This window comes from Blautia hydrogenotrophica DSM 10507, assembly GCF_034356035.1.
In the GTDB taxonomy this organism is placed as follows: Bacteria; Bacillota; Clostridia; order Lachnospirales; family Lachnospiraceae; genus Blautia_A; species Blautia_A hydrogenotrophica.
This window is the reverse complement of the sequence record NZ_CP136423.1, coordinates 3,175,801-3,199,506: the sequence shown is the minus strand read 5'-3', so window position 1 is coordinate 3,199,506 and position 23,706 is coordinate 3,175,801. Positions and strand designations below refer to the sequence as shown.

Genomic DNA, 23,706 nt, shown 5'->3' with positions numbered 1-23,706 from the left:
TATGCTAATCTTTTCTTAATAATAAAAATGCTCCGCTAGGGATGGGGAGTTGAAGTGGGCTTGCCCACTTTATATGAGAGATTTGGGCGGCCGGGAAGGCTGCTTTTCTTTCTCTGTGTAAAAATTTATGGAAAATGAAGAGAAGGAGACGGTAATTATGGCAAAAGAAAAGTATTATATTACCACGGCGATTGCCTATACTTCGGGGAAACCCCACATTGGAAATACCTACGAGGCAGTGCTGGCAGACGCGATTGCTCGTTTTAAACGTCAGGAGGGATACGATGTATTCTTTCAGACAGGAACCGACGAGCATGGACAGAAGATAGAGATGAAGGCTCAGGAGGCGGGAGTCACGCCGCAGAAATTCGTGGACGGGGTCGCTTCACAGATCAAATCCATCTGGGACCTCATGAATACTTCCTATGATAAGTTTATCCGTACAACAGACGATTACCATGAGAGACAGGTACAGAAAATTTTTAAGAAACTGTACGAACAGGGTGACATTTATAAGGGCCACTATGAGGGGATGTACTGTACACCGTGTGAATCATTTTTCACAGAGTCTCAGCTGGTGGATGGTAAGTGTCCAGACTGCGGACGTCCGGTGACACCTGCGAAGGAAGAAGCGTATTTCTTCCGCATGAGTAAATATGCGGATCGGCTGATTGAGCATATAAATACGCATCCAGAATTTATTCAGCCCGTGTCTCGGAAAAATGAGATGATGAATAATTTCCTGCTGCCGGGACTTCAGGATTTGTGTGTGTCCAGGACTTCATTTAAGTGGGGAATTCCAGTGGATTTCGACCCTGACCACGTGGTCTATGTGTGGCTGGATGCCCTGACGAACTACATCACGGGAATTGGATACGACTGTGATGGGGAGAGTACCGAGCAGTTCAAAAAGGATTGGCCGGCTGATCTGCATCTGATTGGAAAGGACATTATCCGTTTCCACACGATTTATTGGCCGATTTTCCTGATGGCTTTGGGACTTCCGTTGCCGAAACAAGTGTTTGGACATCCATGGTTGCTGCAAGGAGACGGAAAGATGAGCAAGTCTAAGGGCAATGTGATCTATGCGGATGAATTAGTTGATTTCTTTGGTGTAGATGCTGTCCGTTATTTTGTACTCCATGAGATGCCGTTTGAGAATGACGGTGTGATCACCTGGGAGCTGATGGTGGAGAGACTGAATTCTGAGCTTGCGAATACCCTGGGAAATTTGGTGAATCGTACGATTTCCATGTCCAACAAATATTTTGGCGGTGTCGTGGCGGACAAAGGTGTGGCAGAACCAGTGGATGAGGCGCTGAAAGCGTTTGTCTTGGAAGTTCCCAAAAAAGTGGTTGCGAAGATGGACGAACTAAGAGTCGCGGATGCTATGACGGAAGTTTTCAGTCTGTTTAAGCGCTGTAATAAATATATTGACGAGACCATGCCATGGGCTCTAGCAAAAGACGAGAGCAAACAGGACCGTCTGGCTACGGTACTCTACAATCTCGTGGAGGGTATCTGTATAGGAGCGACATTGCTTCAGTCATTTATGCCGGATACGACTGGCAGAATCTTAGGGCAGTTGAATGCGAAAGAGCGTTCCATGGATGATCTGAAGAATTTTGGGCTTTATCCTTCCGGAAATAAGGTAACGGACAAACCAGAAATTCTCTTTGCTCGATTGGATGTGAAAGAAGTGCTGAAGAAGGTGGAGGAGCTTCATCCGCCGGTTCAGGAAGAAGAAAAAAGCAATGAGAAAGTCATTGATATAGAAGCAAAATCAGAGGTGACTTTTGAAGATTTCGAAAAGCTTCAGTTCCAGGTGGGGGAGATTATTGCCTGTGAGGAAGTGAAAAAATCGAGAAAGCTTCTCTGTTCCAAAGTGAAGATCGGGAGTCAGGTGAGACAGATTGTATCTGGAATCAAATCAAACTACAGTGCCCAGGAAATGATTGGGAAGAAAGTTATGGTTCTGGTGAACTTAAAGCCAGCGAAGCTGGCAGGGATTCTCTCAGAGGGAATGATTCTCTGCGCGGAAGACGAGAACGGAAACCTGTCTCTAGTTACTCCTGAGAAAGAGATGCCGGCAGGAGCAGAGATTTGTTAAAGTATAAAAAGCAGGGATATGAAAAAGAGCTGTCAAAAAACAGACGGCTCTTTTTTTGCAATAGTAAAGACCTTGTTACACTAATGTGTAAAAGTTTTTTCCTATTACACAAATATTCCGCTAAGGATACGCAAGTTACAATAAGGCAGTTCACCGCAAAGTGGTGTTGCAGCGGCGCGCAAAGTGGGATGCGCCCCACAAAGATTGAGGGGAAGGGGAAGTTGAAGTGGGCTCGCCCACTTTATTTTAAATAGAAAAGGATTTTTGATTGCATAATGCTCAAAAGTAAGTCTGAAATTTTGGTGATTATGCCTAGTTGTTTTTTTGAATGCAGGATGATATTCTGAATTATACAGTGAATTTAGGATATTCATATTGAAATTTTCTATAATATATAGTTTTTTCGGAATTCATGTGCATTGGCAGTTTTCTTTAAGATTGCCTCTTTTGGTTTTTAGTGCAATTTTGGAACGACGTTCTAAAATGAAAATAATGAGAGGTGGGATGCTATAGATCAAATGGGATGCGAGAGGAGGTTTTTATGGAGAGAAAGCAGAAGATTAATTGTGAGATTGACAGCATTTCAGATGACCTGAAAGCTATGGCGAGATATCTCTATGAGAATCCTGAGACTGCGATGACGGAGAGGAAAGGCTGTGCATATATTGTAGCTTACCTGCGGAAACAGGGGTTTCAAGTGGAAGAGAATTATCTGGGGATGGAGACTGCGTTTAAGGCGATCAAGAGATCGGGGAAAGGACCAAGACTGGCGTTTCTCGCGGAATACGACGCGTTGCCGGAGATCGGGCATGCGTGCGGGCATCATATGATTGCGGCGATGTCTTGTGGTGCGGCTGTGGGTCTGGCAGAAGTATTGGACACATTGGGAGGCGAGGTTGCGGTGTTTGGAACACCGGCAGAGGAGACAGGAGAAGGAAAGGTGTTTCTGACAGAACGGGGCGCGTTTTGCGGATACGATCTGGCATTGATGCTGCATCCTGCGTCAGTTACGACTCTGTGTCCGAAACTAATTGGAATCGGTGGTATAGATTTTCATTTTACGGGGAAAGCGGCGCATGCTGGTTCTGCACCGTTTGATGGAATCAATGCACTGGATGCGGTGGTACTGTTTTATGTCGGAGTTAGTACTTTGAGGCAACAGTTAAAAGATGGAACGAGAATCCACGGCATTGTTTTGAAGGGTGGGTCAGCCGCGAATGTAATTCCGGACCAGGGTACACTGAGATTGGAGATTCGTTCTGAAGAGCAGACCTATTTTGACGAAGTGGTACAAAAAGTGATTTTGTGTGCAAAGGGAGCGGCGACGGCTACAGGGTGTGAGTTGAGTTATGATTGGTTTGAACCGGTCTGTAAAGGAATGAAGCATAACGGTGTATTAAGAGACGTGGTAAAAGCAGTTATGGCTGAATTGGGTGACTGTGAGGACATTCCAGAGGATGGGGGCTCTAGTGACGTGGGGAATGTGAGTTGGGAGCTTCCGACTCTAGAACCGCAGTATCGGATTTTTGAAAAACCTTGTATGGCTCACAACATTGCGTTTGCAAAGAATAGCATGCTTCCATATGGAATGGAGCGAATGGTAAAAGGGGCAAGAATTTTGGCCTTGACTGGGCTACGTTTTTTGGAAGACTCTGCTTTGGTGGAGGCGGCTTGGGAAGAATTTAGAAGAAAGGGATAAGTTTTGGTGATAGAGGACAGATGGTTAGAGAAGAGATAGAAGAATACTTATATTTTGCGATGTCCATCGGAGAGAAGATGCTCATAAGTGGGGCGGAAGTCGGACGTGTGGAAGACACGATATCGAGAATTTGCTATGCATATGGGGCAAAAAAGGTGGACGTGCTTTCGATGAATAATGCGATTATAACTACCGTAGAATTGGAGGACAGGGAAGTCCTGACGCAGACTAAGAGAATTTCTGGGTTGCATATTGATTTGGATAGGCTGGACCGATTGAACTGCCTATCGCGTAAAATTTGTGAACGGAGACTGCCCGCCGAGGATATTCGGAAAGAATTCGACGGGATATGTCAGGGAAAAGGGTATTCGTTTGGTGTTCAGCTTTTTGCCAGCGCTTTGATTTCAGGAGCTTTTGCAGCTTTTTTTGGAGGAACTGTAAGGGATCTTTTGGTCTCAGCATTGATTGGAATTGTACTAAAGTGCACAGAAGAATTTTTAGTTCGGCAGAAGACAAATTCTTTTGTGACGATACTACTGTGTTCCTGTTTGGGAGGGTTGCTTGCGAATCTGGCAGTGATGGCTCAAGTGGGAAATCAAGTGGACATGATCAGCCTGGGCAATATTATTTTGTTTATACCCGGAGTGGTTTTTGTAAATTCGATGAGAGATATGTTTTCCAAAGATATTGTGACGGGTTTAGTAGGATTTGTGGAATCTTCACTGACCACGATGGTCATGGCTATGGGATTTGCACTCTCTAATTTATGGTTTTAAAGGAGGATGGTGGAATGGTAAATCCGATGGTACAGGTGCTGGCTGCGTGGGCAGGAGCTCTGGGTTTTTCTATATTGTTTAATCTGAGAGGAAAAAAATTGTTCTGGGTGTCTCTAGGAGGCTTGCTGGTATGGGCAGCTTATGACAGGCTACATTTGATCTTTGACAGTGATTATGTCTGCTGCTTTGGGGCTGCTGCAATTCTTCAGATCTATGCAGAGTGTATGGCGAGAAGACAGAAGACGCCAGTCACAGTATTTTTGGTTGCGGCGATGATTCCGATGATTCCGGGAGGGCCCCTGTATCACACAATGGAAGCTGCATTGAGACAGGAATGGAAGGTGTTTGCAGATCAGGGGCTCTCAACGTTATTGTTTACGTTAGGAATCGCGGGAGGTGTTCTCTGTGTGACGGCGGTCTTCTCACTGATCAGGCGCGGATTATCTGGCTTCCCAGCGACCAGATGCTCCGCAGGGCAGCACTAACCCGGTGCTAGTGACTGGGAGGCCGATTTCCTGAGACTCCACGCAACCGGAGAATTTCTTTAGCTCCGTGCAGAGCATATAAGTCAGGACTGCTGGAGCAAGTCCCGTGGTGTAGGAGTTGACCAGAAAGAATAAGGGATGGTCACTCAGCAGACTGACACACAGCTGGATAAAGGGGTGAATAGACTCCTCTATTTTCCAGATTTCACCTTTTGGGCCACGGCCATAGGAGGGCGGGTCCATGATAATAGCGTCATAGTGGTTGCCGCGGCGTATCTCGCGCTGCACAAATTTTACACAGTCGTCTACCAGCCAGCGGATGGGTGCATCCTTCAGGCCTGAGGCGGCTGCGTTTTCTTTTGCCCAAGTGACCATGCCCTTGGAGGCGTCAACGTGGGTGACGCTGGCGCCGGCTTTTGCGGCGGCGAGAGTGGCGCCTCCTGTGTACGCGAACAGATTGAGCACTTTGACGGGTCTGCCTGCATTTTGGATTTTGTCTGAGAACCAGTCCCAATTCGCGGCCTGTTCTGGAAACAGGCCAGTATGTTTAAAACTAAAAGGTTTCAGATGAAATGTTAGGTCTTTATAGTGAATGGACCACTGTTCAGGGAGATGAAAAAATTCCCACTCCCCTCCGCCTTTTTTGCTGCGGTGGTAATGGCCATTTTTCTTTTTCCAACCGGGATGAACTTTTGGTGTATTCCAGATCACTTGGGGGTCTGGACGGACTAAAAGATAGTCTCCCCAGCGCTCTAATTTTTCTCCTTTCGAGGTATCCAGAATCTCGTAATCTTTCCAATTATCTGCAATCCACATAATTATATTACCTTTCTGCTGTTTGTTAAAAGACGTTTGCTGTAAGTAACTGAGCACCGTGATCTAAAAGGCAGCGCTTTCCGGGGACGGTGTGGGAGACGATAAGGTGTCCTCTTCTGCCGCGGGAGTGGGACTGTCTCCGACTGTAATGCTAGAATAACAGCGATAAGCGTCAATGATATGGTAGGGTTCGGTTTCTGGATTTCCGGGCGTTTTTCCAGTCACTAGAATGTATTCCTCACCGTCTGCTTTTCCAAAACTTGCCAAGCATTGCCCTGCTTCCTGTGTATAGCCAGTTTTTCCACCGAGTATCAGTCCGCTTGCCAGGGCGTCTGCCGGCATGTCTTCGAACATAGAACTGGGATAGGTGAGTCCCTCGGGGTGCAGGTTTGTGGGGGTACTGGTGTGGCTGGTTGTGGATATGATCTGACGCAGTTCCTCTTTTTCCAGCAGAGCTTCCAGAAGTATGGCCATATCTGACACAGTTGTATAGTGATTCTCATCGTGAAGTCCGGTGGGATTACAAAAATGTGTGTGATTCATCCCCAGCTCGGTGGCTTTTTGATTCATTAATTCCACAAAGGATTCTTCGTCTCCAGCTATGTATTCAGCTAAGCCGATGCAGCATTCCGCTCCAGAAGGTAGGAGCACACCATAAAGCAGATCTAAGGCAGTAACTTCTTCGCCAGCTGAGAAACCAGCCATGGAAGCGCCTTCTTCGGTCAGTTTGTCAAACATATCTGGATTCAGTGTGATTTTCGTCTGCAAATCTGAGAGCTGCTCGTAAGCTACTAGAGCGGTCATCATCTTAGTCATAGAAGCTGGGAACATCTTTTCTTCACTTCTGAGATCAAAGATTTTTTCACCGGTACTTCTTCGGATTAAGACAGCGTAATGGCTGTATAAATCGTCTCCGGTGATGGACAAAGTCACAGGCACAGGTGTCGGGGTAGGGGAGGGTGTGGCTTTTTGAATATCTGAACCATTATTCTCTGACTGAAGATCTGCGGGATTTTCTGGAATATTTTTTGAGCTTCCGTCACGTGTTTTCCAGAACACAAGTCCTGCGATGGCCACCAGTATGAGGATACATAAGGTATAGAGGATTCGAAGCTGACGTTTCTTTCTGCGGCGGCGTCTTCTTTGCGCCTGAAGACGAGCATTGTTTCTGGAATTTTGCGGAGAACCTGAAGAAGCTTGTCGTCTGTTTCTATATTGGCTCATTGGTAAACTCCTTTACTGTGTTATAAATTCATGAAATCATCATCTACTCATTGTATGATGTCTAGGCCTAAAAATCAATAGAAAATATGCATGGAGATGCGCTCTAGCACAGGGAATTGACTGAAAACAATGCGCTTGGAGAGCTTTGGGCTTTCTATATTTCACATGCTGTAGCGGTTGACGTTCGTAGAAATAATATAGTACAATGAAAAATATCACTTAGATTGCAGCGAAGAAAATATGCATTCTCAATGTTCAGATTCACGAGAGTACATAAATAGAATGAGGAGGAAAAAATATGAAGGCATATCGTCAGTTAGACAGAGAAAAGCTTCTGGAACTTAAAAAAGAACTGACTCAGCAGTTTGACGAGGTAAAAGCAAAGGGACTTTCCCTGGATATGTCTAGAGGAAAACCGGGCAAAGATCAGCTGGATTTGTCGATGCCTATGTTAGATTTGGTGAACGCGGGCAGTGACATGAAGTGTGAAAATGGCATGGACTGTAGAAACTATGGTGTTCTGGACGGAATTCCAGAGGCTAAGAGACTGTTGAGTTCCATGATAGATACAGATTCCGAGCATGTGATTGTCTTCGGAAATTCCAGTTTGAATATCATGTTTGACACAGTGTCCCGATGTATGTTGAAGGGAGTTCTGGGAAGTACTCCGTGGTGTAAGCTGGATAAAGTGAAATTTCTCTGCCCGTCTCCAGGCTACGACAGGCATTTTAAAGTGACAGAGTTTTTCGGTATCGAGATGATTACTGTTCCAATGCTGCCTGACGGACCGGATATGGATGTGGTAGAAGAACTAGTGAGCAAGGATGAGGCGATCAAAGGTATCTGGTGTGTGCCAAAATATTCCAATCCTCAGGGATATACCTACTCAGACGAGACAGTGAGACGTTTTGCAAACCTGAAACCGGCAGCCAAGGATTTTAGGATTTTCTGGGACAACGCTTACTGTGTACACCATCTGTATGAGGAAGACCAGGACTCTTTGTTAGATATTATCACCGAGTGTGAGAAAGCAGGCAATCCAGATCTAGTACTTGAATTCGCTTCTACATCGAAGGTAAGTTTTCCAGGAGCAGGAGTGTCGGTATTGGCAGCTTCCAAGGCCAACCTGGAAGAAGTGAAGAAATATATCACTACACAGACAATAGGCCATGATAAAATCAATCAGCTCCGCCACGTAAGATTTTTTAAGGATGTCGAGGGCATTGAGGAGCATATGATGAAACATGCGGCTTTGATACGTCCGAAATTTGAGGCAGTGTTGAACACTTTGGACAGAGAGTTGAGTGGTTTGGACATTGGGCAGTGGACGAAGCCCAAGGGAGGATATTTTATCTCCTTCGATTCCATGGAAGGTTGCGCGAAGGCGATTGTGGCGAAGACGAAAGAAGCAGGTGTAGTTATGACAGGAGCAGGAGCTACATTCCCATATGGGAAAGACCCCAAGGATTCCAACATCCGCATCGCGCCTACGCTTCCCTCCGCACAGGAACTGGCTTTGGCCGCGGAGATTTTTGTGCTGAGTGTGAAATTAGTGAGCGTAGAGAAATTGCTGGGTGAGATTTGAGCTGACCGGACCCTTGGGAGGTAACAATGACAAAAGAGAAAGTGAAAATGAGTACGGGTAGAAAGGTACTGATTGGCCTGATCGTGGTTTTTGTTGTTTTGGCTCTTGCTGTATATGTGGGTGGAATCTTCTTTTTTAAGACACATTTTCTTCCTGGTTCCAAGATTAACGGTGTCGACTGTTCTTTCAAGACTGAAAAGCAGACGCAGGAATATATGAGAGAAGAGGTGTCTGTCTATACGCTGGCGATTAACGAGAGAGATGAGGGCAGAGAGAAGCTAGAGGCTGAGGAGATCGGACTGACCTATGAGTCGGATGACAGTATTGGCAAGATATTGAAAAAACAGAACACCGCTGCCTGGGTCTTGTCTTTACCCAAGGGTAAATCGTACCAGCTGGATACTGGTGTCACCTATGACCAGGAGAAGCTTCAGAAAAAACTGAAATCTCTGAACTGTTTTCAGGAGGAAAATATAACTGCGCCGCAGGACGCGTCGATTCAGGAGACGGATGCTGGGTTTGAGATAGTGCCAGAGGTGCTGGGTAATCAGCTGGATGAGGAGCGGACTTATGAGGCGGTACAGAAGGCTGTGGAGAATCAAGAGCAGGAATTGAATCTGGAAGAAGCAGGCTGCTATATGGAACCGGCCGTGTATCAGGACGACAAGACGCTGAAGAAACATCAGAAACAGATGAACAAGTTGACAGATGTGGTAATTACCTATGATTTTGCAGACCGCACAGAGACGGTGGACAAGGACGTAATCAAAAATTGGCTAGTACTGGATAAGAAGGGAAATTATACCTTAGATGAGGCTAAGGTGGCAGAATATGTCAATCAGCTGGGCTACGACTATGATACCTTCGGGTGTACGAGGGAATTTGTCACAGCTCTCGGAGAGACCATTCGGGTCAAGGGCGGAGATTACGGCTGGGCGATCGACCAAGATAAAGAGACAAAGGCTCTGATAAAGGCGATTAAGTCTGGTGAGACCCAGGTGAGGGAGCCGGTCTATGCCTTCAAAGGTTGGGACCGGTCGACGAATGATATCGGAGATACCTATGTGGAGATCAGCTTGAAAGATCAGAGAATGTGGATGTATAAGGACGGACAGCTGATCGTGGATACACCGGTGGTCACAGGGAATCACAGCAAAGGCTGGGATACGCCGGCAGGGGTCTATGCGGTGGATGCGAAGAAATCTCCGGCAGTCTTGACCGGTGAGGATTATGCCAGTGATGTGACTTTTTGGCTGCCGATCAATGGCAATGTGGGGATTCATGATGCTGATTGGCGGGAAGAATTCGGCGGAGATCTCTATCTGACGGAGGGGTCCCATGGGTGTATCAACACTCCCTACGATCAGGCGGAGATCATCTATAACAATATTGAAATCGGCGCTCCCGTGGTCGTCTACTAAGGCCATATCCGGGAGAAGAAAAGATTGAGAGATCAGGAAAGGATTAGCAGCGATATGAAGATTGTAGTTTTAGCAGGGGGAACCAGTACAGAGCGAGACGTCTCCATCGTCTCAGGAACCGGAGTGTGCAAAGCACTTAGACAGAAAGGTCACCAGGCAATTTTGGTGGATGTGTTTGCCGGTTTGGAATCTGTAAAACTGGAAGCCGCGTTTGAGGGAGACTACGATGTGGAAGCAGCGGCGGAGTATATCAAAAGCTTCAATGAAAGAATCCAGGAGTTAGAAAAGCAGAGAAGGGACTTTTTTGGCCCTAATGTAGTGGCACTTTGCAAGGCGGCGGACATTGTATTTTTAGCTCTCCACGGCGAAAATGGTGAGAATGGAAAGGTGCAGGCAGCCTTCGATCTGATGAAAATCAAATATACGGGGACGGGACATACAGGTAGTGCGATGGCTATGGATAAAGGCATTACGAAGGCTCTCTTTCAGATGTATCAGGTGCCGACTCCCAAAGGTGTGACTATGACGGTCAAGAACCGCAGGAATGATCTGTCTGTGCATGGAATGGATTTCCCAGTGGTGGTGAAGACCTGCTGCGGAGGGTCCAGTATAGGAGTATATATTGTACAGGACCAGGAGGCCTATGTGAAAGCTCTGGATGAGGCATTTTCTTATGAGGAGGAAGTGGTGATCGAAGAGTATATCCAGGGAAAGGAATACACGGTGGCCGTAGTGGATGGGGAAGCCTATCCGATTGTGCTGATCGAGCCGGTGAGCGGCTTTTATGACTATAAGAATAAATATCAGGCAGGAGCGACGATCGAGACCTGTCCGGCGCCTCTAGATGAGGAAAAAACGCGGAAGATGCAGGAGTACGCAGTAAGAGGATATAAAGCGCTGGCGCTACAAGCCTATGGACGATTGGATTTCATGATGGATGAGGCGGGAAATATGTACTGTCTGGAAGCAAACACTCTGCCGGGTATGACACCTACGAGTCTGATTCCCCAGGAGGCAGCGGCATTGGGGATGGATTATCCGACCCTATGTGAGCATCTGATCGAGGTCTCTCTGAAAAAATATGAGTGAACGAGCAATGGTTCAGCCAGTGATATAAATAAAAGAGAAAGAAGTGCAGACGATGAAAAACCTGACCTTGGAAAATATAGCAAATGTTTGTAATGGAATCTACAGAGGAGACGAGAAAAGCCGCTGGACGGAGGTGACGGCGATTACCAGCGACAGTAGGCAGGCGGCTCCGGGTTGCCTGTTCGTTCCCATTGTGGGAGAGCGTGTGGACGGCCACAGTTTTATCCCCAATGTGATGGAGGCGGGAGCGCTGGCGACGCTCTCACAGAAGGAACTGCCAGAAGCGCGGTTTCCGTATATTCAGGTGGCGTCCTCCTTGCAGGCTGTAAAGGATATTGCGAAGTTTTATCTGGAACAGCTTAAAATTCCGGTGGTGGGAATCACTGGGAGTGTGGGGAAGACCAGCACGAAAGAGGTGATTGCCTCTGTCTTGAAGGAGAAGTATCATATCTTGAAGACCCAGGGGAATTTTAACAATGAGCTTGGGCTTCCGCTGACGGTATTCCGGCTGAGGGATTACCATGAGATCGCTGTTTTAGAGATGGGAATCAGTGATTTTGGGGAGATGAGCCGGCTGGCGGATATCGCTCGACCAGATACCTGTGTGATTACGAACATCGGTCAGTGTCACCTAGAGTTTTTAGGAGACAGAGATGGTGTGCTGAAGGCAAAGACGGAGGTCTTCCGTTATCTGAAAGAAGGCGGACGAGCGATTCTGAATGGAGATGACGACAAACTGGCCACGATTCGCCAAGTTCAGGGCAAAGAACCGATTTTCTTTGGGATGAATCCTGCATTTCCAGTCTATGCAGACCAGATTCAAAGCCGTGGGTTAAAAGGGATGAGCTGTCGGATACATCTGCCGGAGGCGGAGTTTGCAGTGGAGATACCGATGCCTGGCCAGCACATGGTCTATAACGCACTGGCTGCTGCGGCTGTGGGGATGGTGCATGGCTTGACTCCGGAGCAGATCAGACGTGGAATAGAGAGCTTAGAGCCTATCAGCGGACGGTTTCGCATGATCGAGACGGACCACTTTTTGATTGTGGATGACTGCTATAACGCGAATCCAGTCTCCATGAAGGCGTCTCTGGATGTCCTGAAGGATGCCCTGGGGCGAAAGGTGGCTATTCTGGGAGATATGGGGGAACTGGGAGAACAGGAGAAGGAACTGCACGCAGAGGTGGGAGACCACGCGGGAAGGTGCGGCTTGGACCTCCTGATCTGTACCGGGTCTTTGAGCAGATATATGTCAGAGGCAGCGAAAGCGGCGAACCCGAATCTGGAGGTTATCTATGAGGTGGATTCGAAAAAACTAGAAAGGAACCTGTTCAGCTATCTGAGGGACGGAGACACAATTCTGGTAAAGGCTTCGCATTTTATGCACTATGAGAGGCTCGTGCAGCGATTAGAACAGTATAAAAAGTAAGGATAATGAAGTGCCCTGGCGTCGGAGCCGGGGCGTTTTTATTGCATAGGAAACGAAGTTTCCTATGCAATAAAAACGTCCTGCTAAGATGCACACTCTGAAAAGATGCGCATATACTGTAACAGACCATTCTGAATGAGGAGTACAATTCGTCTATGTATTATGATAAATTTTTTCCCTTCTATGTGGCCTATGCGAATCCGGCTCTTTACGACGGGGAGCGTATACAGGAGAAAGAATTTCAGATGATGAAGTCTTATTATCCGCAGACAGTCCAGCAGATTCAAAAGAGAGTGGAGGAGGAGTGTGAGCGGATGGACTACGAAGGCAGTATGCTGTACGATGAGTATCCGGATAAATATATGTTGTACCATATCTGCGATCAGATTAAGAAGGATGTGACACAGGTTCAGGAGAGACACCGGGGATACCTAGATGAGCTGATTCAAGTGCTTTTGTACCAGGAGATATCCAGGAGGAGATGCCGAAGGCATCGGTGTCACAGGTATTTTTAGGGTTGTGATTTTAAAAGAAAACCATTACAATAGAACCATGAAAAAAGAAATCAAAGATTTTATTGATAAGAATATGGGAAAAGGGCTGATTCAAATGGTAATCAGCAAGAGCAGAATCAAAGACGGACCTTCCAAAGTGAAGATTCGTCCTATTCTGCTTAAGGACAAGTTTATCTACCAGGCCACAGAGACTGTTGGCCCCAAGGTGCTGCATACCAACTATGAGAGACAGGAGCTGATCGAATATATCGGGGAATTGATGGAAGAGAGATTTATGCAGCTACAGTGGGAAGGGCAGTATGAAGACGGCCTGGTTTTGGTGAGCAAAAAAGGACACCTCACCACGAAAGTGAAACGACATGCCTGCAAAAAGGAACAGGCGGCGCTGGAACACAACCGTAGAAAAAAGTATTTGCTGGCGGAAGGGACAGCGGTCCCATTCTTAGTGGACCTCGGGGTTATGACACCGCAGGGAAAAATTGTATCGACTAAATACGATAAGTTCCGTCAGATCAATCGGTTTTTGGAGTTCATCGAGGACATTCTGCCTAGACTTGACCGGGGCAGAGAGCTTACGATTTTAGACTTTGGCTGTGGTAAATCTTATCTAACATTTGCGATGTATTACTATCTCCGACAGCTGCGACATTTCGATGTGAGAATCATCGGCCTGGATTTAAAGGAGGATGTGATTCAGCACTGCAATGAGCTGGCCCAAAGCTATGGGTATGAGAAACTGAAGTTCTATACGGGAGATATTGCCTCCTACGAGGGAGTCAGACAAGTGGACATGGTGGTGACGCTTCATGCTTGCGACACGGCCACGGACTATGCTCTGGCCAAGGCTGTGTACTGGGGGGCTAAGGTGATACTGTCAGTGCCGTGTTGCCAGCATGAGTTAAATGGGCAGATCAGAAATGAGATGCTCTCGCCGGTTCTCTCCTACGGGATTTTGAAAGAGAGGATGGCGGCTTTGATTACCGATGGGCTTCGGGCTCAGCTCTTAGAAGGTGTTGGCTATGAGACTCAGATTTTGGAATTTGTGGATATGGAACATACACCGAAAAATCTGCTGATTCGAGGAGTCTATACCGGAAAGAAGAAAAACCTTGAAAAAACCAGAAGGTGTATAGAGGAACTCCATCTGAATCCGACTCTTGCGAGACTTTTAGAAGAGCAGGAGGTGGATGATCAGTGAAGAGGTTTCTAAAGCGTGCGGGTATTTTGCTAGGGGTTTTTATCTTGGGAGTGATTGGTACTTCGCTTCTGATGAACAATAAAATGACGGACAACCGTTCGGAGATGAACAATCCGGTTTTGCCGGAAGTGATGATTTCGGTGGATGATGTTTTGACGAATCGGATGTGCGGATATTATCAGAAAATGCAGGGAGATTTTATGCGGGACAGCATCACGCCGTTGGACGCTTCCAAGAAACTGACTGTTGTCGTAAATCCTTATGAGACAAGGGTTGAGAGCTTGTCCTATGAAGTCCGCACGACAGATGGCAGCAAGGTGATCGAGAATAAGAAACTGAGTAGTCTTGCTAAGGAGGAAGGATATCTGTGGGCGGATATTGAGCTGGAAAAAGATTTGAGGATGACTCAGGAATATTCCTTGCAGATTACCTTGGAGACAGAAGAAGGACCTGTGTATTTCTACACGAGAATTGTGCAAAGATCAGGGCTTAACACGAAAGAATACGTGGCATTTGTGGAAAATTTTGCTAAAAAATGTCTGGATAAAGGGTTTTCCGATGATTTAGGGAACTATTTGGAGACAGACAGCAGTTCCAGCGGGGAGAATTTCTACCAGGTGGATATCCACTCTTCCGCAGACCTGGTCACTTGGGGGGATTTAAGTCCGGAGATTTACCAGGAAGGAATTCCCACCATTAAGGATATTAACGAGACGACGGGAAGCATTTCCATGGAGTATCTCATCAGTGCAAAAGATGCGCAAGGGTACCAGGAGCTTTACTTTGTGAAGGAGTTTTATCGCTTACGCTATACGGAGGAGAGAATACGTCTGCTGGACTTTGAGAGGACAGCGGAGCAGATATTCAGTGGGAGTCATATACAGGTGTCGGACACAGGACTTATGTTGGGTGTGACGGACAGGAAGGTGTCTTATGTCAGTGATAAGACTGGAAAATCTGTGGCGTTCGTACAACAGGGTGATCTCTGGGAATATCAAATTGAGTCCAACAAAATAGAACGTATTTTTTCCTTCCGCAGAGGAATTTCGGAGAGCGATTTTCGTGACAGCCGTTCTGACCACAATATAAAAATTTTGCGGGTGAGCAAGTCAGGAAATGTGGATTTTATTCTCTATGGCTATATGAACCGGGGAGTTCATGAGGGCTGTATGGGAATCAGCGTGTGTCATTACAACAGCGATCAGAATATGGTGACGGAGAAAGCGTTTATCCCTAGCACGGAGTCCTATGATTTTCTGGAACAGGGATTGGACAAACTGTGTTATATGAATAAGAACAATCAGCTCTTTATGCTGTCTGGTGGAAATCTTTATCAGGTGGACCTGGCAGAATGTTCCTACGAGATTTTACAGGAGAGCATACAAGAAGACTGTTTTGCAGCGTCTGAGACTGGGGCTTGCGCTGCTTGGGCAGAGGAGATGAGCCTGTATGACTCGAAGACCGTGGTCGAGATGGACTTTGATGAGCAGAAGTCTCGGACGATCAAGGCCGAAAAAGGACAGAGAATCCGTGTGCTGGGATTTATGAATGAGGATTTGATTTATGGACTGGCATCGGAGGGAAATCTGAATCCTGATCAGAATGGGAACAGGACATTTGCCATGGACAGCATTCGCATAGAAGGATTTGACGGCACGGTGAAAAAAGAGTATCAGGAGTCGGGAGAGTATCTGACGAATGTAGACATAAGCCCCACTTTGATGACTCTGGAAATCTCAAGGAAGTCCGGGAACAGCTATCAGCCGGTCCGCAAGGACAATGTGATGAACAATAAAAAAGTGTCCGCCAAGAAAGTGGAAGTAGAACTGCTCACCAGCAGCAGGCAGGGAATTCAGATTCGTCTCGCTTTTGAAGAGCCCATCAATAACAAGGACCCTCTGGTAGTCTATTCCAAGATGGAGATGGGAGAAGAAAATCAGATTGATCTAGAGCCGACGAGACCGCGCAGCGAAGTTTACTATGTATATGCGAGGGGAAGCTTGATGGGAAGTTATCTGGAGCCTGCCCGGGCGATTCAGGCCGCGGACGAGAACAGTGGAGTCGTCTTGAATCGGGCACAGCAGTACGTATGGGAGCGCGGAAATAAGAAGACAAAGATTCAGCTGAATCTCGCAGATGTCCCGGATGCTTTTCAACGAGGGATACTGGACCAGGATGAACTGCAAGAGAATCTAGGCGAGAAAGGACAAGTGATGGACCTGTCCGGTTGTAGCTTGGACAGCGTACTGTACGAAGTCAGTGCCCAAAGGCCGATTGTGGCAAGGACTGGAGAGGACACCAGTGTGGTGATTGTAGGATACGACCAATATAATACTTATCTCTACGACCCAGTAACGAAGGAGATGAAGCCATATGGAATAAATGACAGTACGGAGCTTTTTGCGAAAGAAGGAAATGTCTTCTTTAGTTATGTGGAAAATATAAAAGAATGAGAAATGCTGGGAAGTTCTATTAGAGACAGCTTTGGAACCAGGCAGCGGAACTGCTGCGAAATATTTGAAAAAATATAGGTTTTTCTAGTTATTTTGAATATTGAACTTCCCAGTATTTTTTTATATAATGAAATAAATGTGTAATAGAAATGTAAAGATTGTTATGGGGAGAATTCAATGAAGGTGACGAAGAGAAATGGGAAAACAGTGAAATGCAGAGTTTTCAGCTGGTTCTTGGTATTGACTTTGCTGATGACTTCTGTGGCCCCGGTAGGAGCGACATCCTTTGAAGGGGAGAATGAAACTCTGAATTCTGAGACGGATAATTCTGAGACTGAGATACAGACAGGGAATGAATTGGTCGATGAGTCTGAAACGGCTGACGAGGATGAGATGGCAGTCCGCTATACGTTGTCGTTCTATGACATGGAAGGTTCACAGAAATATTTAGACCTTGAGTTGGAAGCGGAAGAAGGCGAGAGAGTGCAGCTGCCTGAAGTGCCGGTGGAAGAGGGGCAGACCGCTCTTGGCTGGAGCAGCTATATCAAAGATACTGAGGCCGAGTATGAGGCGGGCGAGGAGATTGAAGTCACAAAGAATATGGACTTGTATGCGGTCTGTGAGCAGTCTTCGACAGTGAAGCCAGAGGAACCGGAAAAACCTGAGGAGCCTGAGACAAAAGAAGTGACTGTACAATTTTTTGACCAGGATGGAAAAGATATTTATCCGGAATTTGAGACCACAGTGGAGGAGGGAACGCAGATCACATTGCCAACTCCGGACGCGAAGAGCAATATGCGGGCGATGGGATGGTCTTCTTCTAAGAATGCCAAATCCGCGAAATATAGGGCAGGCTCGGAACTGACGGTCACAGAAGACATGGTGCTCTATTCAGTACATCAGAAATTGTATACAATTACTTTCCTGACGAATACGGGAAAGACCACGGCGAGATTGAAAAAGCTGAAAATTCAGGGAGTCTGGCAGGAAAAGATCAAACTGCCGAATCTGCCTGTGTACAGCGGTTATACTTCGGATGGATGGACGAATAAGAAGTACAGCAAGAAGGTGACGAATAAGGAAGGGAGTACCTATACGGTTTGTGGAACTCGAACACTCTATCAGGTAAATCATAAGACAAAAACGTATAGTGTAAAATTTTATAATAATGATGGCAGCACCAGTTCAAGTCTGAACAAACTGGCAAAGAAGATCCAGGAGGGAAAAACGATTGTGTTGCCTTCGTTGCCAGCCAAAAGCGGCTATGAGAGACTTGGATGGACTACGAAGAAAAAGGGAACGAAAGCAGTCTATGAGTCAGGAGATCACCTGAAGGTTAGCAAGGATACGAAACTGTACGCGGTGTACCGTAAGATTACCTATTGCACGATTCAGTTTTATAACTCGACAGGGGCGAAAACGTATTCGACTTTGAAAGAGAAAGTCAAAAAAGGGACTTATATCACGCTTCCGGATTTGCCGGCTGTGGTCGGATACCGTGCAGTGGGGTGGACGAAATACAAAGGTGGAAAAGGGTCCGTGCTGGATGAGAAACAGCGTATTTATGTAAGTGGTAATATGAAATTATACAGTTATTATAAGAAATCCGGCTCCACACTGCGTTTTTATACTTATAATGGAAGTTCTGAGTATACCAGCATACGAATGGAGAATGCAGGAAAGAGCGCGGTGATGCCCACAGCTTTCAGTCCCCAAGGCTATACGTTCCTCGGATGGTCCACGAAGAAAAACCAGACAGGCAATCCAGAATATGAGATGGGCCAGAAGTACACAAATTTGAAGAGCTCCATGAAATTGTATGCGGTCTGCAAAAAAAAGAGTCAGATTGAGAGTGAGAATGCGAAGATGTCCGTGGAAGTCAGCGAGAAGTACGATCAGGTGATCTTTCTGGGAGATTCCCGCACTTATGGAACCCAGCTAGCTCTGGAGAATACCTACGGTGGAGTTCCTGAAAATGTGACGTTTTTGTGTAAATCCGGGATCGGACTTCCATGGTTTGAGGAAAATTATAAGTCTGGGGAAAACTTTTATAAGACTATTTCTGAAATGCATGGAAAAAAAGCGGTGATCTGGAATTTCGGAATCAATAATCTGATTGATGGTTTGGACGATGTGGGGCAGCGAGTCGCGGAGTATACGTCGGTTATGACTTCTGTGGCAAAGGAGCTTAAGGCGCAGGGTTGCGATATGTACTTTATGAGCATCAACCCTACCAATGACAAAGAAGCGGCGAGTCCGAACTATGGTACGGCTTGGTCACCCAGATCTCCGTATTCGGTGAGGCTGTTTAACTGGAAGCTTAGGGAAAATATTTCGAATTATTATTCTTATATCGATACATATACTTACCTAATCAATACTGGCTTCATTACTTATGACGGTCTTCATTATGGAGATTCCACATATCTGAAGATCTATAATAAGGCGATTGAGACGATAGACAGGTAACTGGGGAGCGAGACTGAAATTTCGGCCGGTAGTGACTATATGAAATTTCACAGAGGATATCTTGTCATAATTATGCAAATGGGATATACTGTAAAGGTGAAACTGTTTGAATGACAGTTTCACCTTTGTTATTTATTATGTGAGAGGAAAGACTTTGTTATCTAATGCGTGAAAGCCCTTTCCTATCACATAAACGCTCCACTAAAGATGCGCACTTACACGAGAGATAGGATGCCGTAGGAGACTGTGTTCGGCACGCAAAGTGAGCTGCGCCCTTCAAAATTGAAGAGATGGAGGAGCTGAAGTGGGTTTCCCCACTTTGTTCTTTTGGGATTATAATAAGCTGCGGATAAAGGAGAAGGCTGGTATGAAATTGACAACTGTAAAAGAGATTTATCGGAATAAGGAAACATTTTTGGATAAGGAAATCACAGTCGGAGGTTGGGTGCGAAGCGTCAGAGATTCCAAGACCTTTGGATTTATTGTACTTCACGATGGTACGTTTTTTGAGACACTGCAGATTGTGTACCACGATCAGATGGAGAATTTCGCAGAGATTTCGAAGCTGAATGTGGGGGCGGCAATTGTGGTCAAGGGAACTCTGGTGGCTACTCCCCAGGCGAAACAGCCGTTTGAGATTCAGGCGACAGAGATCGAGGTGGAAGGCATGTCTGCTCCGGACTACCCGCTTCAGAAGAAGCGCCACAGCCTGGAATACTTAAGAACAATCACTCATTTGAGACCCAGGACTAACACATTTCAGGCAGTATTTCGTGTCAGATCACTGACTGCCTACGCGATTCATCGCTTTTTTCAGGAGAGAGGTTTTGTCTATGTGAACACTCCGCTGATTACAGGAAGTGATTGTGAGGGAGCAGGGGAGATGTTTCGCGTGACTACCTTGGACCCGGTGAATCCTCCGCTGAAGGAAGACAGGACTGTGGATTATGGGCAGGACTTCTTTGGAAAAGAGACGAATCTGACCGTAAGCGGACAGTTAAACGGTGAGACCTACGCCCAGGCTTTTCGGAATATTTATACGTTTGGACCTACTTTCCGTGCAGAAAACTCCAATACGACCCGCCATGCGGCAGAGTTTTGGATGATTGAGCCGGAATGTGCGTTCGCAGATTTACAGGATAACATGGACCTGGCGGAAGCGATGCTGAAATATGTGATCTCTTACGTGCTGGAAAATGCTCCAGAGGAGATGAATTTCTTCAATTCGTTCATTGATAAGGGGCTTCTTGACCGGCTGAACCATGTGCTGAACTCTGAATTTGGCCATGTGACTTACACGGAGGCGGTAGAGATCTTGGAGAAAAACAACGATAAGTTTGACTTCAAAGTTTATTGGGGCTGTGATCTGCAGACGGAACATGAGAGATATCTGACAGAGCAGGTGTTCAAAAAGCCGGTGTTTGTAACAGATTATCCAAAGGAAATCAAGGCGTTTTATATGAAGCTGAATGAGGATGGCAAGACGGTGGCGGCTATGGACTGTCTCGTACCGGGAATCGGAGAGATCATCGGCGGAAGCCAAAGAGAGGATGATTACGATAAGCTGAAAAAACGCATGGACGAGCTGGGGCTGAAACCGGAAGATTATGATTTTTATATGGATCTGCGCAAGTATGGTTCTACCCGTCATTCAGGCTATGGGCTGGGATTTGAGCGCTGCGTGATGTATCTCACGGGAATGTCTAACATTCGTGATGTGATTCCGTTCCCGAGAACGGTGAAAAACTGTGACTTATAAAAGTGACTGGAATTGATGGTTGATAGGAAAGGAGGCTGCCATGCGTTTTATACATCTGGCTGATGTACATTTGGGGGCCAAGCCGGATCAGCGATATCCTTGGAGTACAGGGAGAGACCAGGAGATCTGGGAGACCTTTCGCCAGGTGATTGAGCAGGCGGGCAGGCGGCAGGCAGATCTTCTTCTGATTGCCGGGGACTTGTTTCATGGGCAGCCTCTTTTGCGGGAGCTTAAAGAAGTGAATTATTTGTTTTCCACGATACAGGATACAGAGGTAGTCCTGATCGCGGGAAACCATGATTATCTGAGAAAAAATTCTGCTTATTGTGATTTTGTATGGAACAAAAATGTCCACTTTTTGAAGAAGACATCCATGCAGAGAGTGGAGCTCTCCCGGATTCATACGTATGTCTATGGATTTAGCTATGACTGCCAGCAGATCACGGAGGAGAGGTATGCGAAAGCCATTCCAGGCCAGGAGGAAGGGTTTCATATTCTGCTGGCTCATGGCGGAGACGGGCAGCATATACCAATCCAGTATGGAGCTTTGGCTCAGGCAGGCTTTTCCTATGTGGCACTGGGGCATATTCATCAGCCGCAGATTCTTAGCAGAACACAGAAAACGGCTATGGCATATTCTGGAAGTCTGGAACCGATAGAGAAGCATGAGGAAGGAAAGCATGGTTATATCTGGGGAGAATGGAAAGATCAGAGTTTGAAGCTGGAACTGGTGGCAGCAGCCAGGAGGGCTTATGAGACATTGACGTTTCCAATCCAGCCGAATATGGGGCAGTATGAAATTGAAAATGGATTGCAGGAGCTGATTGAAAAGTCAGGAGAGGAAAACATGTACCATCTTTCCTTGGAGGGAGAGAAGGAGCTGGGGCAGAGGATAGATAAGAAACGGCTCTACGCACTGGGGCGTGTCGTAGATGTGTGGGACCGGACACATGCAGCCTATGATCTACAGGAGCTTAGAAGACGCTATGAAGGCACTTTGATTGGAGAATATATTCGGCATTTTCAGGGCCATCCCCTGAGTGCGACGGAACAAAAGGCGCTGGACTATGGACTTCAGGCGTTGTTGGAGACGAAAGAATGAGGATTGAGAGGGCAAAAGTAGATAATTTTGGAAAATTAAATCAGAGGGAATTTCGGTTTGGGCCGGGAATCAATGTGATTTATGGAGAAAATGAAGGGGGGAAATCCACCCTTCATGCTTTTTTTAGAGGGATGTTTTATGGTTTGCCCAGAATGCGGGGAAGGGCAGCCAGGAATGATGCTTACAGCAGATATGAACCTTGGGAAAATCCTGGACAGTACGGCGGCAGGCTGTGGTTAGAATGTGGTGGGAAGACTTTCCGATTAAACAGGGATTTTCGAAAGGACAAGACGGCAGCAGAACTTGTCTGTGAGACAGACGGGGAGCTGCTGTGTGTGGAAGATGGGGATTTGAGTGTGCTTCTGGGAGGTGCCTCGGAGGTCCTCTATGATAATACCGTGTCGGTGGGACAGCTCAGAGGAATCACAGACCAGAATTTGGCGCAGGAGCTGCGAAATTTTATGGCGGGCTATGAGAACGGCCAGGATGCAGGGCTGAACTTGGACAGAGCGAGAGAGAAGCTTCGCAGACAGAGAAGAGAAGTGTTGAGCGGGATAGAAGAAGAGAGACAGAGGCGGGAAGAGGGGCTGAAAAGGCAGGAAGAAAAAATCAGAGAACATCAGCTTCGGATGGAGCAGTTGGAGATGGAATGGAAAAGCCAGAAAAAAGCTTTCTCTGATGCTCGGAATCTCAGCAAACCGGAAAAGACAACAGTAGGGGCTAAAAAAGCCAGAAGTATGGCGGCGGTTCTGGCGGTCTGGATGCTCCTGTTCATCCTGGGAATATGGCAGGGTGTTCCTTTTGGGGGGCTGCTTTTGTGGACCGTGATGGGAGCCGGACTGCTGGCGGCTTTCTTTTGGGTGCGCAGACGGGAAGAGAAGCTCCGAGAGTCTGAGCTTCAGATACAGTCGGAACAGGAGCTTAGGCGGCAGAAAATCCAGTGGAAGGCGGAGGAACTCTGGGAGCGGATGCAGGAGGAGCAGAAGCTGTTGGAAAATTTACGGACAGAGTACGAGCAGAGCAGGCGGGAGGCAGCAGCTGTATCCCCTGAGCAGGTGGAAGCAGACGCTTTGGAGCTGGCGGAGCAGACGTTGGTTCGTCTGGGAGACCAGATGCAGGGGAAAATCAGCCGGAGGCTGCAGGAGAGAATCTCTGAGATTTTCAGCGAGCTGACAGATGGAAAATACAGGCGTGTATCCTTGGATGAAACGATGAAGCTGGGTGTGCATACAGAAGAGAGATATGTGCCGGCAGACAGGCTCAGCAGGGGAACTCTGGAACAGATTTATTTTTCTCTGAGAATGGCTGCCAATGAGGTACTGTGTGCGGAGGAACCTCTTCCGCTGATTCTGGATGAAGTTTTTGCAATGTATGATGACAGACGCTTGGCAAGCTGTCTGCGCTGGCTGGCAGACTGCGGACGGCAGGTTTTGATCTGTACCTGTCAGGACAGGGAGGAAAGACTGCTGAAAAGACTTGGGATACCTTATCAGAAAGTGAAGCTTGTTGGTTCGTCGAAAGAAAGTCTAGGGAACTTATGAAAGATAAGCCTTCAAACCGGATTATAAAACGGTTT

The 23,706-nt window shown here is 46.7% G+C and carries 17 protein-coding genes; 15 read left to right on the top strand and 2 right to left on the bottom strand.

The features are described 5' to 3' along the window. The first annotated feature begins 157 nt into the window (after window positions 1-157). From metG to BLHYD_RS15365, 4 genes are all read left to right on the top strand, one after another. On the top strand, window positions 158-2,110 hold the full coding sequence (gene metG / locus BLHYD_RS15380) for a methionine--tRNA ligase (protein WP_021845311.1): 1,953 nt from the start codon (window positions 158-160) through the stop codon (window positions 2,108-2,110). A gap of 541 nt (window positions 2,111-2,651) precedes the next feature. Continuing rightward, entirely contained in the window at window positions 2,652-3,809 is a 1,158-nt protein-coding gene (locus BLHYD_RS15375) for a M20 family metallopeptidase (RefSeq protein WP_021845310.1), read from the top strand. Between the two features lie 20 nt (window positions 3,810-3,829). Next, window positions 3,830-4,585 carry a threonine/serine exporter family protein gene (locus tag BLHYD_RS15370; RefSeq protein WP_005952408.1) on the top strand — a complete coding sequence of 252 codons (756 nt, stop codon included), beginning with the start codon at window positions 3,830-3,832 and terminating at the stop codon, window positions 4,583-4,585. Window positions 4,586-4,599: 14 nt separating this feature from the next. Continuing rightward, on the top strand, window positions 4,600-5,070 hold the full coding sequence (locus tag BLHYD_RS15365) for a threonine/serine exporter family protein (RefSeq protein ID WP_021845308.1): 471 nt from the start codon (window positions 4,600-4,602) through the stop codon (window positions 5,068-5,070). Here BLHYD_RS15365 and BLHYD_RS15360 read toward each other — a convergent pair. Both BLHYD_RS15360 and BLHYD_RS15355 read right to left on the bottom strand, forming a co-directional pair. Next, a complete protein-coding gene (locus BLHYD_RS15360; protein ID WP_021845307.1) occupies window positions 5,026-5,886 on the bottom strand; it encodes a class I SAM-dependent methyltransferase in 861 nt (286 codons plus the stop codon). The two genes, BLHYD_RS15365 and BLHYD_RS15360, sit on opposite strands and share 45 nt — an antisense overlap. 63 nt (window positions 5,887-5,949) lie before the next feature. Further along, window positions 5,950-7,110 carry a D-alanyl-D-alanine carboxypeptidase family protein gene (locus BLHYD_RS15355; RefSeq protein ID WP_155799602.1) on the bottom strand — a complete coding sequence of 387 codons (1,161 nt, stop codon included), beginning with the start codon at window positions 7,108-7,110 and terminating at the stop codon, window positions 5,950-5,952. A gap of 298 nt (window positions 7,111-7,408) precedes the next feature. Between BLHYD_RS15355 and BLHYD_RS15350 the strand changes: the two genes are divergently transcribed. The 11 genes from BLHYD_RS15350 to BLHYD_RS15300 all read left to right on the top strand — a co-directional run bounded on the left by BLHYD_RS15350 (window position 7,409) and on the right by BLHYD_RS15300 (window position 23,671). Then, window positions 7,409-8,695: an aspartate aminotransferase type Ic gene (locus BLHYD_RS15350; protein WP_005952404.1), complete on the top strand. Its 1,287-nt coding sequence runs from the start codon at window positions 7,409-7,411 to the stop codon at window positions 8,693-8,695. Window positions 8,696-8,721: 26 nt separating this feature from the next. Further along, entirely contained in the window at window positions 8,722-10,116 is a 1,395-nt protein-coding gene (locus BLHYD_RS15345; protein ID WP_005952403.1) for a L,D-transpeptidase family protein, read from the top strand. A gap of 54 nt (window positions 10,117-10,170) precedes the next feature. Beyond that, on the top strand, window positions 10,171-11,205 hold the full coding sequence (locus BLHYD_RS15340) for a D-alanine--D-alanine ligase family protein (RefSeq protein ID WP_005952402.1): 1,035 nt from the start codon (window positions 10,171-10,173) through the stop codon (window positions 11,203-11,205). 52 nt (window positions 11,206-11,257) lie between these two features. Next, window positions 11,258-12,634 (top strand): UDP-N-acetylmuramoyl-tripeptide--D-alanyl-D-alanine ligase, encoded by a 1,377-nt coding sequence (locus BLHYD_RS15335; RefSeq protein ID WP_005952401.1) that lies wholly within the window; start codon window positions 11,258-11,260, stop codon window positions 12,632-12,634. A gap of 155 nt (window positions 12,635-12,789) precedes the next feature. Further along, window positions 12,790-13,149, top strand: a complete 360-nt coding sequence (locus BLHYD_RS15330; protein ID WP_005952400.1) for a hypothetical protein — start codon at window positions 12,790-12,792, stop codon at window positions 13,147-13,149. A gap of 37 nt (window positions 13,150-13,186) precedes the next feature. Continuing rightward, window positions 13,187-14,347 (top strand): class I SAM-dependent methyltransferase, encoded by a 1,161-nt coding sequence (locus tag BLHYD_RS15325; protein ID WP_005952399.1) that lies wholly within the window; start codon window positions 13,187-13,189, stop codon window positions 14,345-14,347. Beyond that, window positions 14,344-16,800 carry a cysteine peptidase family C39 domain-containing protein gene (locus BLHYD_RS15320; protein ID WP_005952398.1) on the top strand — a complete coding sequence of 819 codons (2,457 nt, stop codon included), beginning with the start codon at window positions 14,344-14,346 and terminating at the stop codon, window positions 16,798-16,800. The genes BLHYD_RS15325 and BLHYD_RS15320 overlap by 4 nt, the downstream gene beginning before the upstream one ends. Window positions 16,801-16,977: 177 nt before the next feature. Beyond that, window positions 16,978-19,269 (top strand): InlB B-repeat-containing protein, encoded by a 2,292-nt coding sequence (locus BLHYD_RS15315; RefSeq protein WP_005952397.1) that lies wholly within the window; start codon window positions 16,978-16,980, stop codon window positions 19,267-19,269. 367 nt (window positions 19,270-19,636) lie between these two features. Then, a complete protein-coding gene (asnS, locus tag BLHYD_RS15310) occupies window positions 19,637-21,028 on the top strand; it encodes an asparagine--tRNA ligase (RefSeq protein ID WP_021845302.1) in 1,392 nt (463 codons plus the stop codon). A 40-nt stretch (window positions 21,029-21,068) separates the two neighbouring features. After that, on the top strand, window positions 21,069-22,130 hold the full coding sequence (locus BLHYD_RS15305) for a metallophosphoesterase family protein (protein WP_021845301.1): 1,062 nt from the start codon (window positions 21,069-21,071) through the stop codon (window positions 22,128-22,130). Continuing rightward, window positions 22,127-23,671, top strand: coding sequence for an ATP-binding protein (locus BLHYD_RS15300; RefSeq protein WP_005952394.1), 1,545 nt, complete (start codon window positions 22,127-22,129; stop codon window positions 23,669-23,671). The genes BLHYD_RS15305 and BLHYD_RS15300 overlap by 4 nt, the downstream gene beginning before the upstream one ends. Window positions 23,672-23,706 lie beyond the last annotated feature (35 nt).